The sequence below is a fragment of the Nocardia sp. NPDC058244 genome, from assembly GCF_042882065.1.
GTDB lineage: Bacteria > Actinomycetota > Actinomycetes > Mycobacteriales > Mycobacteriaceae > Nocardia.
Window position 1 is genome coordinate 1149889 of record NZ_JBHVWX010000001.1, and the last position, 15898, is coordinate 1165786.

General features: G+C 70.0%; 19 protein-coding genes. 7 read left to right on the forward strand and 12 right to left on the reverse strand.

All coding sequences use genetic code 11. The features are described 5' to 3' along the window. Positions 1-145 precede the first annotated feature (145 nt). On the reverse strand, positions 146-604 hold the full coding sequence (locus tag ACFVW6_RS05340; RefSeq protein ID WP_355273171.1) for a DUF4307 domain-containing protein: 459 nt from the start codon (positions 602-604) through the stop codon (positions 146-148). Between the two features lie 121 nt (positions 605-725). Here ACFVW6_RS05340 and mca point away from each other — a divergent pair, with 121 nt between their 5' ends. Continuing rightward, entirely contained in the window at positions 726-1586 is an 861-nt protein-coding gene (mca, locus tag ACFVW6_RS05345) for a mycothiol conjugate amidase Mca (RefSeq protein ID WP_378825565.1), read from the forward strand. Further along, the gene (locus tag ACFVW6_RS05350; protein WP_355274601.1) at positions 1586-1846 is read left to right on the forward strand and encodes a hypothetical protein; all 261 of its coding nucleotides are present in this window, start codon (positions 1586-1588) and stop codon (positions 1844-1846) included. The genes mca and ACFVW6_RS05350 overlap by 1 nt, the downstream gene beginning before the upstream one ends. Position 1847: 1 nt before the next feature. Here the strand turns inward: ACFVW6_RS05350 and ACFVW6_RS05355 are convergent, their stop codons facing one another. The 10 genes from ACFVW6_RS05355 to ACFVW6_RS05400 form a co-directional block, all read right to left on the reverse strand. Beyond that, the gene (locus ACFVW6_RS05355; protein WP_378823471.1) at positions 1848-2054 is read right to left on the reverse strand and encodes a hypothetical protein; all 207 of its coding nucleotides are present in this window, start codon (positions 2052-2054) and stop codon (positions 1848-1850) included. Positions 2055-2105: 51 nt separating this feature from the next. Continuing rightward, complete coding sequence (locus tag ACFVW6_RS05360) at positions 2106-2570, reverse strand: VOC family protein (protein ID WP_378823469.1); 465 nt, start codon at positions 2568-2570, stop codon at positions 2106-2108. A gap of 52 nt (positions 2571-2622) precedes the next feature. Continuing rightward, positions 2623-3021, reverse strand: a complete 399-nt coding sequence (locus ACFVW6_RS05365; RefSeq protein WP_355273161.1) for an NUDIX domain-containing protein — start codon at positions 3019-3021, stop codon at positions 2623-2625. Positions 3022-3031: 10 nt separating this feature from the next. Next, positions 3032-3604: a GyrI-like domain-containing protein gene (locus ACFVW6_RS05370; protein WP_378823467.1), complete on the reverse strand. Its 573-nt coding sequence runs from the start codon at positions 3602-3604 to the stop codon at positions 3032-3034. A 34-nt stretch (positions 3605-3638) separates the two neighbouring features. Then, entirely contained in the window at positions 3639-4439 is an 801-nt protein-coding gene (eutC, locus tag ACFVW6_RS05375; protein ID WP_378823465.1) for an ethanolamine ammonia-lyase subunit EutC, read from the reverse strand. Positions 4440-4504: 65 nt separating this feature from the next. Next, on the reverse strand, positions 4505-5917 hold the full coding sequence (locus tag ACFVW6_RS05380) for an ethanolamine ammonia-lyase subunit EutB (RefSeq protein WP_357342993.1): 1413 nt from the start codon (positions 5915-5917) through the stop codon (positions 4505-4507). 37 nt (positions 5918-5954) lie between these two features. Next, positions 5955-7382 carry an ethanolamine permease gene (eat, locus tag ACFVW6_RS05385; protein ID WP_387790819.1) on the reverse strand — a complete coding sequence of 476 codons (1428 nt, stop codon included), beginning with the start codon at positions 7380-7382 and terminating at the stop codon, positions 5955-5957. 162 nt (positions 7383-7544) lie between these two features. Then, on the reverse strand, positions 7545-7940 hold the full coding sequence (locus tag ACFVW6_RS05390) for a DUF779 domain-containing protein (RefSeq protein WP_378823460.1): 396 nt from the start codon (positions 7938-7940) through the stop codon (positions 7545-7547). Then, entirely contained in the window at positions 7940-9457 is a 1518-nt protein-coding gene (adh, locus tag ACFVW6_RS05395; protein ID WP_357342999.1) for an aldehyde dehydrogenase, read from the reverse strand. The genes ACFVW6_RS05390 and adh overlap by 1 nt, the downstream gene beginning before the upstream one ends. Positions 9458-9544: 87 nt before the next feature. Beyond that, complete coding sequence (locus ACFVW6_RS05400; RefSeq protein WP_378823458.1) at positions 9545-10759, reverse strand: transcriptional regulator; 1215 nt, start codon at positions 10757-10759, stop codon at positions 9545-9547. Positions 10760-10978: 219 nt separating this feature from the next. On the opposite strand from ACFVW6_RS05400, the gene ACFVW6_RS05405 reads away from it, so the two are divergent. The 4 genes from ACFVW6_RS05405 to ACFVW6_RS05420 all read left to right on the forward strand — a co-directional run bounded on the left by ACFVW6_RS05405 (position 10979) and on the right by ACFVW6_RS05420 (position 13787). After that, positions 10979-11812 carry a helix-turn-helix domain-containing protein gene (locus tag ACFVW6_RS05405; RefSeq protein ID WP_378823456.1) on the forward strand — a complete coding sequence of 278 codons (834 nt, stop codon included), beginning with the start codon at positions 10979-10981 and terminating at the stop codon, positions 11810-11812. Between the two features lie 189 nt (positions 11813-12001). After that, positions 12002-12421 (forward strand): hypothetical protein, encoded by a 420-nt coding sequence (locus ACFVW6_RS05410; protein ID WP_378823454.1) that lies wholly within the window; start codon positions 12002-12004, stop codon positions 12419-12421. 32 nt (positions 12422-12453) lie between these two features. Beyond that, positions 12454-12627: a hypothetical protein gene (locus ACFVW6_RS05415; protein ID WP_378823452.1), complete on the forward strand. Its 174-nt coding sequence runs from the start codon at positions 12454-12456 to the stop codon at positions 12625-12627. Positions 12628-12797: 170 nt separating this feature from the next. Continuing rightward, positions 12798-13787 carry an alpha/beta hydrolase gene (locus ACFVW6_RS05420; RefSeq protein ID WP_378823450.1) on the forward strand — a complete coding sequence of 330 codons (990 nt, stop codon included), beginning with the start codon at positions 12798-12800 and terminating at the stop codon, positions 13785-13787. Here the strand turns inward: ACFVW6_RS05420 and ACFVW6_RS05425 are convergent. Further along, positions 13741-14499: a TetR/AcrR family transcriptional regulator gene (locus ACFVW6_RS05425; protein ID WP_378823449.1), complete on the reverse strand. Its 759-nt coding sequence runs from the start codon at positions 14497-14499 to the stop codon at positions 13741-13743. The genes ACFVW6_RS05420 and ACFVW6_RS05425 overlap by 47 nt on opposite strands. 127 nt (positions 14500-14626) lie before the next feature. Here ACFVW6_RS05425 and ACFVW6_RS05430 point away from each other — a divergent pair, with 127 nt between their 5' ends. Further along, a complete protein-coding gene (locus tag ACFVW6_RS05430) occupies positions 14627-15811 on the forward strand; it encodes a DUF418 domain-containing protein (RefSeq protein ID WP_378823447.1) in 1185 nt (394 codons plus the stop codon). Positions 15812-15898: the final 87 nt, after the last annotated feature.

Sequence of the window (15898 nt, forward strand, 5' to 3'; positions counted from 1 at the left end):
TGGAGCGATCCTGGGGGGTGAACCCGTAACCCGGAAACAGCACCGCTGGCCGCCAATGCAGCAAACACGGCTCCGAGCCCCGGAACCGTGTATCAGGCCATTTTAGCATGTCTCATAAATATGCAGGTCAGGCTAGGCGAGGCTGCTATTCCACGCGCAGATAGCCCGGTACTTGCTCGGTGCAGCCGTAGATGTCGCCCGCCGACGGACGCGCGGAGGACTTGACCGTGGTGGTCACCTGGACGCTGGTGGAGTCCGATCCGGGCACCAATACCTCGCGCCTGCCGACCTCGGCGCTGTCGCGGTCCATGGCCCGCACGAAGCAGACGACGGCCTGCTCCGGGTTGTCGCGGGTGACCTTCATCCGCACGGTCAGCGTCGAGTCGTCGACGACCACGTAGCCGAGCTGCTCGGTCTCGATCGCCTTCGGGCCGTACTTCTGGAACCCCAGAAAGGCGACGCCGACCCCGGCGACCAGCACACCGATCCCGAGCACGACCAGCAGCCATGTCCGACGCGCCGGTGGTTTGGTGCCGTAACGGTCGGCGTGTCGGGCTGCGGCGGCGGCCGAGGTCGCCGCGGAGTCCGGTGCGGGCTCGGTCATCGGTTTCTCGCTCCCGGGGGTGGTCGGAACAAACGGGGGGTCGGATGGAACTATAGGGAACGAAGTTCTGACACCCGCGAGCGAGAGCGATGGTGAACGAGACGTGAGTGGCCTTCGCCTCATGGCGGTGCACGCACACCCCGACGACGAATCGAGCAAGGGCGCCGCGACCATGGCCAGGTACGCGGCCGAGGGCGTGGACGTCCTGGTCGTGACGTTGACCGGTGGCGAGCGCGGCAGCATTCTCAACCCCGCGATGGACACCCCCGGCGTCCTGGACCGGATCGAGGAGGTCCGGCGCGAGGAGATGGCCGCGGCCGCGCACGCGCTCGGTGTGCGCCAGCACTGGCTCGGCTTCGTCGACTCCGGCCTGCCCGAGGGCGACCCGCTGCCGCCGCTGCCCGAGGGCTGCTTCGCGCTGGTGCCGCTCGAGGAGTCGACCGAGGCGCTGGTGCGCGTCGTGCGCGAGTTCCAGCCGCACGTGATCACCACCTACGACGAGAACGGCGGCTACCCGCATCCGGACCACATCCGGTGCCACGAGGTGTCGATGGCCGCGTACGAGGCGGCGGGCGATCCGGCGAAGTTCCCCGCGGCGGGCGAGCCGTGGACGCCGCTCAAGCTCTACTACGACCACGGCTTCAGCATGAAGCGCCTGGAGGCCTTCGCCGAGGAGTACGAGCGCATCGGCGAACCGTTCCCGCTGCAGGAGTGGCTGGACCGGATGAAGCAGTTCAAGCGCGGCGATTCCTGGGGCCGGGTCACCACCCAGATCGAATGCTCCAAATATTTCCCCCAGCGTGACGACGCCCTGCGCGCGCACGCGACCCAGATCGATCCGAACGGGGCGTTCTTCGCGATCCCGTTGGAGATGCAGCAGCGGCTCTGGCCGACCGAGGAGTTCGAATTGGCCAAGACGAGGGTGAGCACCGCCATCCCGGAGACCGACCTGTTCGCCGGCATCGAGGACGCCGACCGGTGATGTTGGTCTACCTCGCTCAGAACACCCCGACCGGACCCGAGTTCGGCAAGGCGTCGCCGCTCGGCCTGCTGGTCATCCTGATCCTGCTGGCGGGCACCGTGCTGCTCGTGCGCTCGATGAACAAGCATCTCAAGGGCCTGCCCGAGACGTTCGAGCCCGAGCACCCGGAACCGGACCAGAAGGCCGACGAGGGCACGGAACCGGGCGCCATCGAGCCGGACACCGGCGACGGCGCTCCGCAGACCCCGAAAACCGACTGAGCTAGGGCAGCTGCGCGATATCGGTCACCAGCTCGCCGACCAGATCCCTGGCGGCGGCCGCGTGCTCGGCCAGCTGCCGTGGCGCGCCGGTCGCGCTGAGCTCGATCATCTTGTTCATCAACCCGAAGATGACCACGAGCCTGCGCAGGGCCGCCCTGCGCTCGGCCGCGGACAATTCGGTGCTGCCTAATATCTCTGTCCCCGTCACGAGAGTGTGATCGTCGCACCGGGACACAACGTTTCGCCGAAACGGGCGTGGTCAACCCTGCGCGGGCAGGGTCGGCTCGGTGTACACCGCGAACCCGCCCGCGTCGTCGAAATCGACGCCGAGGAAGCGGTCGGCCCGGAACGGGTTGTTGGCGAGGAACCGGACGACATGCCCGTCCGGATCGATCACGTCGAGCGCCGCGCCGTACTCGCCGCGGTCACCCACTCCGGAGATCTCGGCGCCCATCCCGGTGGCCACCGCGGCGATCCGATGCAGCTCGTCGACCGTATCGACCTCGAGCGCGAACACATCGAATCCACCCAGATCCGGCGTGCCCGCGCAGAAGGCTCGCTCCCGCAGCGCGATCCCGAATCCGGACGGGTGCATCAGCTGCACGCCGCGCACCACGCCCGCCTCCGCGAATTCTCCCGCGAGCGAGAGCCCGAGCAGCTCCCGGTACCAGGCGGCGCTGCGCCGCAAGTCGCTCACTGGCAGCTTCACATGCCGGATCCGCATCGCCATTCCTCCTCCGCCGGGGTCGAATCTAGCCAGCGCACCGCTCGGGTGGTCACCAATCGATGAGGTCGAGTTCGTGGAGGCGGCGGAAGACCATCATGGAGCCGGGGGCCACGTGGTCCATGGCGGCGTATTCGCTGACGGTGAAGTAGCGGAATTCGGCGATCTCGCCGGTGGCGTGGGGTTCGCCGGTGAAGTCGGCGAGGAAACAGGTCATGTGCAGGCCGGTGTTGCGGCCGTGGCCGAAGGCCTCGGCCTCGAAGATGCCGAGTTCGGCGACGCCGGACAGCCCGACGCCGAGTTCTTCCTCGATTTCGCGATGTAGCGCCTCTAAGGGGGTTTCGCCCGGATCGATCTTGCCGCCCGCCATGTAGAAGACGTCCTTGCCCTCCGGGCGCGTCTGGATCAGCCTGCGGTCGCGGACATGGGCGAGGGCGGCGGTGCGGATCATGGAGATCACTCTAGGGAGCGATCGGCTCCCGCTCGCGGCGAACCGGGTGGCGCAGGATCGTCCGTGTCGCTTCCGGTGGGGTGCGGCGCAGGTCGGACAGGTAGATCTCGTGGTGCAGGCCGTTCATCGTCAGGTCGTGCTCGGCCATGTACGCGTCCATCCGGGCCAGGGTCGCCGGCTCGTCGGCGAACGGTCCCACGTGCAGCACCTGGATCGCCTCGCCCTCGGTGAGCTGCTCGAATCCGACACCGTCGACCATGTCCGCGGTGACCGGCTCGGGCATGCGGATCAGCAGCTTCCAGTGCCATTCGTCGCGCGGGACGGTGAGCGGCGGCAGGTCCGATTCCACCCACCACAGGCCCTCCAGCTTGGGCACGACGAAATCGGTGCCAGCGGCCTTGGCCTGCTTCTTCGCGCCGTAGGCGGCGCGGTACAGCGATTCGACGGCCGCGCTGTAGGCGGCTCCGCCGGGGGCGCCCCGGCCGGGCGCGGTGAGGTAGGAGTAGGTCGGGAAGGTGCGCAGGACAGGGTCGGCCGGGGCGGTGTAGTAGGGGCGGTCGGTCTTGGCCAGGTCCAATTTCATGGCACCCAGCGTGGACTCTCCCGCGTGGGGAGAGTCAAGCCCCGTCGATGGTCAGCGGGTCGGAGGCGGTGAGCGCGCCGGTGCGCGAGGTGTCCTTGAGGTCGACGCCCGAGCGGCCTAGCTCGCGCGCGCCCGCCACCAGGCCCGCCACGACGCGGGCGGCGTCGGCGTAGGTGAGGCCGTCGGGCGGATGGATGTTGGAGATGCAGTTGCGTTCGGCGTCGGCGCGACCAGGGCGCGGGGCATGGGTGAGATAGATGCCCAGGCTGTCGGCGACCGAGAGGCCGGGGCGTTCCCCGATGATCACCAGCACCGTCCGCACGCCCATGGCCTCGGCGATGTGGTCGCCCAGGGCGACGCGCGCCTGGGTGGCGATCACCGGCGGGGCGAGGGTGTAGCGGTCGGCGAGTTCGTCGGCCAGTGCCGCGAGCAGGCCCGCGCCGTGGTCGGTGAGCGCGCGCGGGGACAGCCCGTCGGCGAGCACGAAACCGATGTCGGCCCCGTGGTCGCCGAGGCCGGACAGGTCGGCGGGCAGCCTGCCGAGGTCGGGGCGGCGCAGGTATTCCGAGCGGTCGGCGGCCTTGCTGGTCACGGTCACCGGGTCGCCCAGGCCCATGCTCGCGATCTGCTCGGTGAAGATGTCCACGTCGAGCGGGACGTGCACCGCGTCGCGGGCGGCGGCGTGCGCGGCCCGCAGGGTCAGGACCTCGGTGGTGGGCAGGGCGTCGCCGGTGCGGCCGAGACCGATCCTGGCCTGGGTGTTGCGCCGCAGATCGCGCCAGAACTCCTGGGCCACCGCGGCTTCGGCCCGTTCGTCCGGTGTCGGCTCGCCCACGACGTGTCCTCTCGGCTCGGTGTTCGATCGCACGATGCGCAGAACTGGTTTCGTCGCAGTGGGTTTCATCGGTTCGCCGCCAGGGCGCGCAGCGGCGACGACAGCGGCGCCACCTGACGGATCCGGCCGTTGGCGTCGAGCATGCCGAGCCCGGACAGCCACGCCTCGAATTCCGGTGCGGGGCGCAGGTTCAGCACCTGCCGCGCGTAGAGCGCGTCGTGGAAGCTCAGGCTCTGGTAGCCGAGCATCACGTCGTCGGCGCCCGGCACCGCGATGACGAAGGCACATCCGGCCGCGCCCAGCAGGGTGAGCAGGGTGTCCATGTCGTCCTGGTCGGCCTCGGCGTGGTTGGTGTAGCAGACGTCGACGCCCATCGGCAGGCCGAGCAGCTTGCCGCAGAAGTGGTCCTCCAGCCCGGCCCGGATGATCTGTTTGCCGTCGTAGAGATACTCGGGCCCGATGAACCCGACGACGGTGTTCACCAGCAGCGGTCGCAGCTCCCTGGCGACGGCGTAGGCGCGCGCCTCCAGGGTCTGCTGGTCCACCGGCCGATCACCCACGCCCAGATGGGCGTTCGCGCTCAGCGCCGACCCCTGTCCGGTCTCCAGATACATCACGTTGTCGCCGACGGTGCCGCGCCCGAGCGAGCGCCCGGCCTCGTTGCCCTCGCGCAGCAGCGCCAGGTTCACGCCGAAACCGGCATTGGCGCCCTCGGTGCCCGCCACCGACTGGAACACCAGATCCACCGGCGCACCGGCCTCGATCAGGCCGATGGTCGTGGTGACGTGGGAGAGCACGCACGACTGGGTCGGGATGTCGAAGCGCAGCCGGACCTCGTCGAGCAGGTGCAGCAGGTCGGCGGTGGCCTGGGGCGAGTCGGTGGCCGGGTTGATGCCGATCACCGCGTCGCCGCAGCCGAGCAGCAGCCCGTCGAGGGTGGCGGCGGCGATCCCGCGCGGGTCGTCGGTCGGATGGTTGGGCTGCAGGCGGGTGCTCAACCGCCCCGGCAGACCGATGGTGGTGCGGAAGCCCGCGGTCACCACGGTCGCCTTGGCGACGGCGATCAGATCCTGATTGCGCATGATCTTGCTGACCGCCGCCACCATCTCCGGCGTCAGTCCCGGCGCGACCGCGGCCAGGGTGGCCGCCGCGTCGTCGGTGGCGGCGACCGCGAGCAGCCAGTCCCGCAGCCCGCCGACGGTGAGATGCGCGATCGGGCCGAACGCGGTCCGGTCGTGGCTGTCGATGATCAGCCGGGTGACCTCGTCGGTCTCGTACGGCACGACCACCTCGTCGAGGAAGGTGGTCAGCGGCACGTCGGCCAGGGCCCACTGCGCGGCCGCCCGTTCGGCATCGGTCGCGGCGGCGCAACCGGCCAGCTGGTCGCCGCTGCGTTCGGGCGTCGCCTTGGCGAGGAGATCGACCAGGCCGTCGAACGTGTAGGTCGTGACGCCGACAGAGCTGCGGTACACGGTCATCGGGTGCCGCCTCCTTTCGCGGGGTTCGTGGTGCGGGTTACTCGAGTTCTTGTTCGGCCTTGGCCAATGCCGCGAATTCCTCGTCGGGGGACTTGGCGACCAGGTGTTTGCGACTGTAGAGGCCGAAGTAGGCCATGAAGGCGCAGAACACACCGAGGGTGAACAGCGCCGCCTTCGGGTCGACCAGGAAGGTCGCCGCCACCGAGGCCGCCGCGATGACCAGCGCGAACGCGGTGGTCGCGATGCCGCCCGGGGTGCGGTAGGGGCGCGGCATGTTCGGCTCGCGGACCCGCAGCACGATGTGGCTCACCATCATCAGCACGTAGCTCACCGCGGCGCCGAACACGGCCATGTTCAGCAGCATCGCGCCCTCGCCGGTGAGCGAGAGGGCGAAGCCGATCAGGCCGGGCACGATCAGCGCGAGCACCGGCGCCTTGCGGGAGTTGGTCACCGACAGGCTGGTGGGCAGGTAGCCGGCCCGCGAGAGCGCGAAGGTCTGCCGGGAGTAGGCGTAGACGATGGAGAAGAAGCTGGCGATCAGACCGGCCAGGCCGATGTAGTTGACCACCTTGGCCGCCGCGCCGTCACCGAGCGCCTCCACCAGCGGGTTGCCCGAGGTCGACGCGCCCTGCGCGCCGAGCGCGCCGGTCACCAGGACCAGCACCACCGCGCCGGTGACGACCAGCAGCAGCATCGCGACGATGATGCCCTTGGGCACGTTCTTCTCCGGCTCGGTGGCCTCCTCGGCCGCCAGCGGCACGCCCTCGACGGCCAGGAAGAACCAGATGGCGAACGGGATCGCGGCCCAGATGCCCAGGTAGCCGAACGGCAGGAAGGACGAGGAACCGGTGGCGTCGGGGTCGGGCGCGATATTCGTCAGGTTGGCCACGTCGAACTCGCCGAGCGCCGCCACCGCGAAGATCACCAGGCCGACCAGCGCGATCGCGGTGATCACGAACATCGCCTTGAGCGCTTCACCCGCGCCACCCAGGTGGATGCCGATGAACAGCGCGTACACCGCCAGATACACCCACCAGCCGTCGGTGATCCCGAACAGGTTCAGCGATTCCACGTAGGCGCCGATGAAGGTGGCGATGGCGGCGGGCGCGATCGCGTACTCGATGAGCACCGCGGTGCCGGTGGCGAATCCGCCCCACGGGCCGAGGGCGCGCCGGGCGAAGGTGTAGCCACCGCCCGCCGCGGGCAGGGCCGAGGACAGCTCGGCCATGCCGAGCACCATGGCCAGATACATGGCGGCGATGACGATCGCGGCGATCAGCAGACCACCGAAACCGCCCTCGGCGAGGCCGAAGTTCCAGCCGGAGTAGTCACCGGAGATCACGTAGCTCACGCCGAGACCGGCCAGCAGCACCCAGCCGGCCGAGCCGGAGCGCAGGGTGCGTTTGGCGAGATAGTCGTCGGCGGGCGTCTCCGCACCCGTGCCGGGAATCGCGTCGGTACTCACAGGAAAGCTCCTCATCAACAAACAAGCGCGTAGCGACGGCAACGGTGATCGTCGAGGGTTGAAGAATGGTTGACGACTGTTACGGCCGTGGATCCCACAGGTCAGCGGCGCGTATCGAGCGCCGCCGACCTGCGGAAACGATGTGACAACGCGTGTTTCACATCACTGTGGAACGGTGTCACCGGTGGGTGGCGGCGGCTGGGCGTCCAGCTCGGCCACCTCGGCGTCGGTGAGCAGGCGCGAGCGGATCAGGAACCGCACGCCCTCGGGGGCCTCCAGCGAGAAACCGCTGCCCCGGCCGGGCACCACGTCGACGGTGAGATGGGTGTGCTTCCAGTACTCGAACTGGTCGGCACTCATCCAGAACGGGGTGTCGCCCGGCAGATATCCCAGCAGCACGTCCGAGGCGCCGACGCGGAATTCACCGCGTGGGTAGCACATCGGGGAGCTGCCGTCGCAGCAACCGCCGGATTGGTGGAACATGACCGGGCCGTGCTGCCCGGTCAGTTCCCGCAGCAGCGTCGCCGCCTGTTCGGTGAGGTCGACGCGCCGCACCATCAGAAGAAGCCGAGCTTCTGCGGCGAGTAGCTGACCAGCAGGTTCTTGGTCTGCTGGTAGTGCTCGAGCATCATCTTGTGGTTCTCGCGGCCGATGCCGGACTTCTTGTAGCCGCCGAAGGCCGCGTGCGCCGGGTAGGCGTGGTAGCAGTTGGTCCACACCCGGCCCGCCTTGATGCCGCGGCCGAGCCGGTAGGCGGTGTTCATGTCGCGCGTCCACACGCCGGCGCCGAGGCCGTAGAGGGTGTCGTTGGCGATCTTCAGCGCCTCGTCGGTGGAGTCGAAGGTGGTCACCGCGACGACCGGGCCGAAGATCTCCTCCTGGAACACGCGCATGTCGTTGCTGCCCTTGAAGATCGTCGGCTCGATGTAGAAGCCGTCCGCCAGCCCGTCGACCGCGCGGACCGCGCCGCCGGTGAGCACCTCGGCGCCTTCCTTCTTGCCGATGTCGATGTAGGACAGGATCTTCTCGAACTGATCGTTGCTGGCCTGCGCGCCGATCATGGTGGCCTCGTCGAGCGGGTTACCGCTGACGATCGCCTTGGTGCGCTCCACGCAGCGGGCCATGAACTCGTCGTAGATCGAGGACGCGATCAGCGCGCGCGAGGGACAGGTGCAGACCTCGCCCTGGTTGAGCGCGAACATCACGAAGCCCTCGATCGCCTTGTCCAGGAAATCGTCGTCGGCGGCCATCACGTCGGGCAGGAAGATGTTGGGGCTCTTGCCGCCCAGTTCCAGCGTCACCGGGATGATGTTCTCGCTGGCGTACTGCATGATCAGCCTGCCGGTGGTGGTCTCGCCGGTGAAGGCGACCTTGGCCACGCGCGGGCTCGACGCCAGCGGCTTGCCCGCCTCGACGCCGAAACCGTTGACGACGTTGAGCACACCCGGCGGCAGCAGATCCGCGACCAGCTCGACCACCTTCATGATCGAGGCGGGCGTCTGCTCGGCGGGCTTGAGCACCACGGCGTTACCGGCCGCGAGCGCGGGCGCCAGCTTCCAGGTGGCCATCAGGATGGGGAAGTTCCACGGGATGATCTGCGCGACGACGCCGAGCGGCTCGTGGAAGTGGTAGGCGATGGTGTCCTTGTCGACCTCGCTGATCCCGCCCTCCTGCGCGCGCAGCACACCGGCGAAGTAGCGGAAGTGGTCGACCGCCAGCGGCAGGTCGGCGGCCAGGGTCTCGCGGACCGGCTTGCCGTTGTCCCAGGTCTCGGCGACGGCGAGGGCCTCGAGGTTGGCCTCGATCCGGTCGGCGATCTTGTTCAGGATGTTGGCGCGCTCGGCCGCGGAGGTCTCACCCCAGGCGTCGGCGGCCCGGTGCGCGGCGTCCAGCGCCAGCTCGATGTCGGCGGCGGTGGAGCGGGCGATCTCGCAGAACGGCTGGCCGTCCACCGGCGAGGTGTTCTCGAAGTACCGGCCCTCGACGGGCGGAACCCACTTGCCGTCGATGAAATTGTCGTACCGCGGCGCGTAGCTGACGATACTGCCCTCGGTGCCCGGCTTGGCGTAGATCATGTGCGGAGGCTCCTCGCTGATTCCGGTGAAGCGTGACGCCCATCACTATCCGCCGCGAGGGTTGATGAAACGTTGAAGCCGGACCGATCAGGCGCGAAGAGCGCTGTGCAGGCGGGCCGCGGCGACCGCGCGTCGCGCGTCGCGCGGGGGCAGCAGGGCCAGCGCGTGTTCGTGGACGGCGATGTCGTCGGGGGCGGCCTCACCGTAGGTCAGCGCGTGGTCGGCGTCGGGGCTGGCCAGCACGGCGTTGCGCATGGCGACCGCGAGGTAGTCGCGCCATTCGCTGATGCCCGGGGTGTCCGAATCCGGCAGCAGCGGACCGTGATACAGCCGGACGGCGCTGTCGAGGTCGCCGGATTCCAGCGCGCGCAGTACGTCGACGGCGTCGCAGGACAGGGCCGTGGTGAAGCGGTAGACGCGGCTGGTGATGTCGCCGCCGGTGGCGCGGCGCAGGTAGGACATCTCCGATTTCAGGGTGCTCGCCCCGACCGCGCGATCGCCGTAGACGGCGTAGTGCAGGCGTTCGTGGCTGTAGCCGTCGTCGTCGAGGGCGAGCAGGGTGAGGATCTCGAGCTGGCGCGGGCGCAGCCGGATCGGGGTGCCATCGCGGAGCAGCCGACCGGTGCCGAGGCAGGTGAGCCGCATCCCGGCGGGCGCGGGCGTGGCGGCGTGCAGTTTCGACTCGATCGCGCTGGTCATGGTGCGCACGGTCGCCATGGCCAGCGGGTGCGAGCGCTTCCAGGTGGTCGACAGGTCGAGCACGCCGAGCAGGGTGCCGTCGGCGCCCCGGATCGGCGCGCAGTAGCAGACCCAGCCGTGCAGGGCGGCGACGAGATGTTCGGCGGAGAACACGGTGTGCGGCTGATCGGTGCGCAGCGCGAGCGAGAGGGCGTTGGTGCCCATGTGCGCCTCGTCCCAGCGCCCGCCGGGCGCGAAATTCACCTGTTCGGCCCGTCTGCGCATGACCGGTCCACCGTCGGTCCACAGGATGGTGCCCGAGGCGTCGGTGACCGCGGCCACGAATCCGGCCTCGGCGGCGCCGCGCAGTTGCTCGCTCAACTCGGTGACCGGCCCCCGCAGCGGCGACTCCGCCCACCGCGGCCCGATGTCGTCGAGCTCGCTCTCCGGCGCGCAGTCGCGCCCCGGATCCACCGTCCGCAGCGACCGCAACCACGACTGCGCGACCTCTGTCCGCACCGCCGAACTCCCCGTTCCCGGCGCGGACCCGCCCGCGGGCACCCACTGCTCCCACTCTCGTTCCAGCGCAGCGCGCTGCGCCGAGAGTGTCAGCTGCGAGGCCATCGGCGTCTTCCTGTGCGATCGCGAATCGGGTCGGTCACCCCTCATCATGCCTCAGTATCTGGCACTGAGCAGCGGTTTCGGGGCGCGCCGCGGTCGTTGCCGGGGATGCGGACCACCTGCTGTGCACCGGGAACGCGGCGGGCATCCAGCGTTCGGCCGGCCTGCACGCGGTCGTCACGCTGTGCGGCCGTGGTCGCGGGCCGCTCGTACCATGGCGGTGTGCCTGTCGAGCCGGTTCGGATCGCCGGGGCCGAGGTGGACGTCGCGGTCCCGGGGTGGTCGATGGCGGGGGTGGGTATGGCGGGGTTCGCCGGGCGGGCTCCGGCGGACGTCGAGTTGCGGGTGGTGCCGTATCCGGCCTTGACGGTCTTTCTCGACTTCGGGGACGGCCTGCTGGTCGACGCGGGCGGCGGGGCGGGGCAGCGGGGGAGCGCGGTGGTTGGGCTCGGGGCCGCGCGGGTGCGCGGGCGGGCCCGCGAAGTGGAGCTGATGCAGGTGCGGTTGTCACCGGTGGTGGCGCACGCGGTCCTCGGGCCGATGACGGGGGCGCCGGTGGTCGCGCTCGACGAGGTGTGGGGCCGGGCGGCCGAGCGCCTGCGTGAGCGGATGCGCGACGCCGCCGGGTGGGACGAGCGGTTCGCGATCGTGCGCGCGGAGCTCGGCAGGCGCGTCGCGTCGGGCAGCCGGGTGGATCCCGAGGTCGCCGCCGCGTGGCACCGGATCGTGGTGTCCCGGGGCCGGATTCGGGTCGCGGCGCTGGCGGACGAGCTCGGGTGGAGCCGGAAGCGGCTGTGGGCGCGGTTCCGGGCGCAGCTCGGGGTGACGCCGAAGCAGGCGGCGCAGCTGGTGCGCTTCGACTACGCCGCGCACCGGCTGGCCGCCGGGGACAGCGTGGCGCTGGTGTCGGCGGAGAGCGGGTACGTCGACCAGTCCCACCTGAGCCGCGCGGCAGCGACTTTCGCCGGGCTGACGCCCGCTGGGCTGGCGAGCGCGCCGTGGTTGTCCGTCGACGAGGTGGCGTGGGCCGGTCGGCCCTACGCGACCGTCGTCTGACTCGCGCACAGCGATATTCCAGACCGGTCGTTCCAGCGGGACAAGAATGGTCCTACGTGGCGATATCGAGGTCGAAGAGCATTGTGTTACAGCAATTTTCACCTCCGGTCACTTATTGCGACCGATCAGTCAAATATGCAAAACTCTGAGCCGTCATCCGATCGCAACAAGCCGCTGGAGGATCGTCCTATGGCTCGAAATAGCCACTTACCCACCCTGATTCGCGGCGCCACCGCGACGGTCGCGGTCGGCGTCGTCGCGGGCGTGACCGCCGTGCTCGCGCCTGCCGCCTCGGCGACCGTGACCAGCATCGGCATCGCGCCCTCGGTCACCCTCGGCGCCCACCGCTACGGCACGACCTGCACCTACGACGTGAGCGTGACCGTCGACGACAACACCAAGCGCGTCTACTTCTTCGAAGAAGGCCAGGGCCCCAGCGGTTTCGCCGACGCGATGCCGGTCGATGGCGTGGCCGAGACGACCTGGACCCCGTCCAAGCCGGGCATCACCTACATCTACGCCGTCCAGCCCGACGCGTGGCCCGAGACCAGGCAGGTCGTCGACGTCGGCACCGGCATCGATCTCGGATCCGCCTGCGTCGCCCTCTGACCCGGCACCCCCTCGACAGCAAAGGTTTCACCATGAACACACTGCGTGGCATCGTCGTCGCCGCCGTGATCGGCACCGCGACCCTGGCCGGCGGCGGCACCGCCCTGGCCGACCCCGCTCCCATCGGCCCGTCGCCCGTCCCGCCGAGCCCGTGCACCGCCCACCCGCTGCTGACCGCGTGGTGCCTGCTCACCAGCGGATCCTGACGGCGCATCGGGGTGGGTCGCGCCCGGTCCGCCGGGAGTGACCCGCGCCGGTGATCCGCGACGGGAACATTTGTCCAATACCTCGATTCGTCGGCGGCCGATGCTGAGTGTCGTGTCCGCTACCGCGAGACCGGCGACATCCGGCGCGGTGTGATCGAGGAGGAACGACCATGAACGACGCGACCCGGAGGGCCCAGGTGTCCTACCGCGTTCGGTTGCTGCACGCGCTGCGCAAGGAACCGGAGTGGGAGTCGCTGACGCCGGCGGAATTGATCACCGTCCGTGACGCGGCGAATCGCACGGCGTCGTCGCGGTTCTCCCGGGTGATCACCGGATTCCCGGACCGGGGCGCCGCGATCACCTGGCAGGACGTGTCGCTGCCGGATCGGGTGATCCCGGTCCGGGTCTACCGGCCGACGCGCACGACGGCGGCGGCCCTGCCGCTCGTCGTGCACATCCACGGCGGTGCCTATGTCGGAACCGCGGCCCAATGCGATTGGGCCAACAGTCGTCTCGCCGCCCGGCTGCCCGCCGTCGTCGTCTCGGTCGAGCACCGGCTGCTGGCGCCCGGCACGCCGCTGGCGGCGGCGGTCGACGACGGGTGGGACGTGCTGCGGCACGTGGTGGCCGAGGCCGCCGACTGGGGGATCGACCCGGCTCGCGTCGCCGTCGCCGGGGAGAGCTGCGGTGGCCTCATCGCGGCCATGGCCGCGATCCGGGCCCGCGACGCCGATCTCCCGGTGCAGGCGCAGGTCCTGGTCAACCCGGCCGTCGACCCGACGGCCACGATGCTCGACTACCCCTCGATGACCGACCCGGGCGACAGCCCGATGCTGCCGGTCGCGCGCCTGCGTTTCTTCCAGCGGCTGGCGGGCGCGGACGCGGGCGCCGTCTCGCCGATCCACGCCGACCTGCACGACCTGGCACCGGCCCTGATCCTGGTCCCGACCGTCGACCCGATCGCCGATCACGGCCGCCGCTACGCCGAGCGGCTGCGCGAATCCGGTACGCCGGTCCGGCTTTTCGAGCACCCCGGCGCACCACACGCCTTCATCGCCCTGCCCGGCCTGGTCCCGCAGGCGAAGACCGCGCTGGCCCAGATGACCGAGTTCCTCACCGATCGGCTTGCGGCGCGGCGATCTCCGCGGCAACGCCGTTGAGGATGAGTTCGAGACCGAAGGTGAAGTCGCTGTCGTCCGGTGCGTTCGGCGGCGACCGGAACAGCGGTGCGGCGAACAGTCGCGCCGCCTCCGGGTACCGTTGCGCGTCGACCAGGCGGGCGAGCGCGCTGCCGTAGTTCTGATTGACCTGCGCCTCGCTCAGGCCCGTTCCCGCTCTGCCGTCGGACAATTGCTGGGTGAGCAGGCTCGCCTGCCGGACGTGCATGCTCACCAGCATCACGATGCCCACCTTGGTCCCCCAGTCGAGCCCGGTCGCGGCGAGGGGGCGCAGCGCGGCGTCGAGCCAGCCGACCGCGTTGGGGCCACGGGGCGGTCCGGCGATCGGCAGTTGCGGCACCCACGGGTGCGCGGCGTAGGCCGCGAGCAGGGCGTGCGCCCACTGCCGCAGGCCGTCGCGCCATCGGCCGGGCGCGGCCGTCGGGTCCGGTGCGGGGCCGAGCGCGTGGTCGGACATCAGCTCGAACAACTCGTCCTTCGAACCTACGTGGCGATAGAGCGCCATCTTCGTGAAGCCGAGGGCGGACGCGACTTTCGCCAGCGTCACCTCGTCCAGGCCGCCGCGGTCGGCCAGGTCGACCGCCGTGCGCACGACCGTGTCGACGTCGAGTTCGGCCGGTCGTCCGAGTCGCGCCGGGGCGGGCAGTCGCCAGAGCCTGCCCAGGTCGGCGGGCATCGCCTCGTCGGGCGTCACGGCAACTACCTCCTCGGAGTTCGGCGGCGTCGGCGCGGCCGCTCCCGAATACTATCGCCCGACTTAGTATCTATAGGATAGTATCCCAGGGAAATTATTCAGGAGCTCGGCGAGAGTGGGCGATCGCATGACCGATCAGCTGGTTGTTCCCGGATCCCGGGTGCACGATGTCGACGCGCTGCGCGGCTTCGCGCTGCTGGGGATCTTCATCGTCAACATCACCTTCATGGCCTCGGGGTATCCGGGAAACCTGGTCGTCGACCCGCAGTTCACCTCGACCCTCGACGAGGTCGTGCGCGGGGTGTCGTCGGTGTTCGTCGACATGAAGTTCTACGTGCTGTTCTCGTTCCTGTTCGGCTACAGCTTCACCCTCCAGATGGATTCGGCGGCCGCCGCCGGGGCCGCCTTCGAGCCGCGCATGCTGCGCCGGATCGCGGGGCTGTTCGTCCTCGGCGTCCTGCACATCGTGTTCCTGTACGGCGGTGACGTGCTGACGACCTACGCGGTGGCCTGCCTGGTCCTGTTCTGGATGCGGCGGTGCGCGGACCGGACGGCGCTGCGGGTCGCCGCCGCGCTGTACGGCGTGGTGCTGGTGAGCCTGGTGGCGAGCGGGCTGTTCCTCGACGCGTCGACCGTGCTGCCGTCGGCCGAGGAGGCTCGCGTGAACGCGGAGCGATCGACCGCGGCCATGCTGGGTGGCTGGGGTGACATCATCGGCCACCATCTCGACGGCCTGCCGCTGCTGATCCTGCAGGCCCTCACCATGCAGGGCCCGACCGCGCTCGCGATGTTCCTGCTCGGCCTGGTCGCCGGTCGCAGGCAACTGCTCGCGCGGGTGCGCGGCGACGAGCCGATCCTGCGGCGCATCCAGTGGATCGGCTTTCCAGTGGGCGTGGCCGGTGGGCTGCTGTACGCCTTCGGCGGGGGCAATGGGCACACGCTCGCCGTCGCCGCGAGCGTCGCCACCGCGCCGCTGCTCGCCGCCGCCTATGTCGCGACGCTGCTGCGGCTGATGCACGCCCCGCGCACCACGTGGATCCGCTCGGCGCTGGCACCGGCGGGGCGGATCGCCCTGACCAACTACCTCGGCCAGTCCGCGATCGGGCTGATCCTCTTCACCGGTGTCGGGTTCGGCCTGGCAGGCCGGTTGTCGCCGCCTGCGACGATGACGCTGGCGCTGGCGATCTTCGCGCTCCAGCTGTGGGTGAGCGCGATCTGGTTGCGCCGGTACCGGTATGGGCCCGCCGAATGGCTGTTGCGCTGGATCACCATCGGGCGCAGGCCCGGCCTGCGGGCGGCGCCGGTCGGTTGACCCTTGCCGCGTCCCGGCTCGCGTGGCACTATTCGAGCGGTTGGTTTCGATACCAATGGTTTCGTAATTCGAGCTGGACAAAGGACA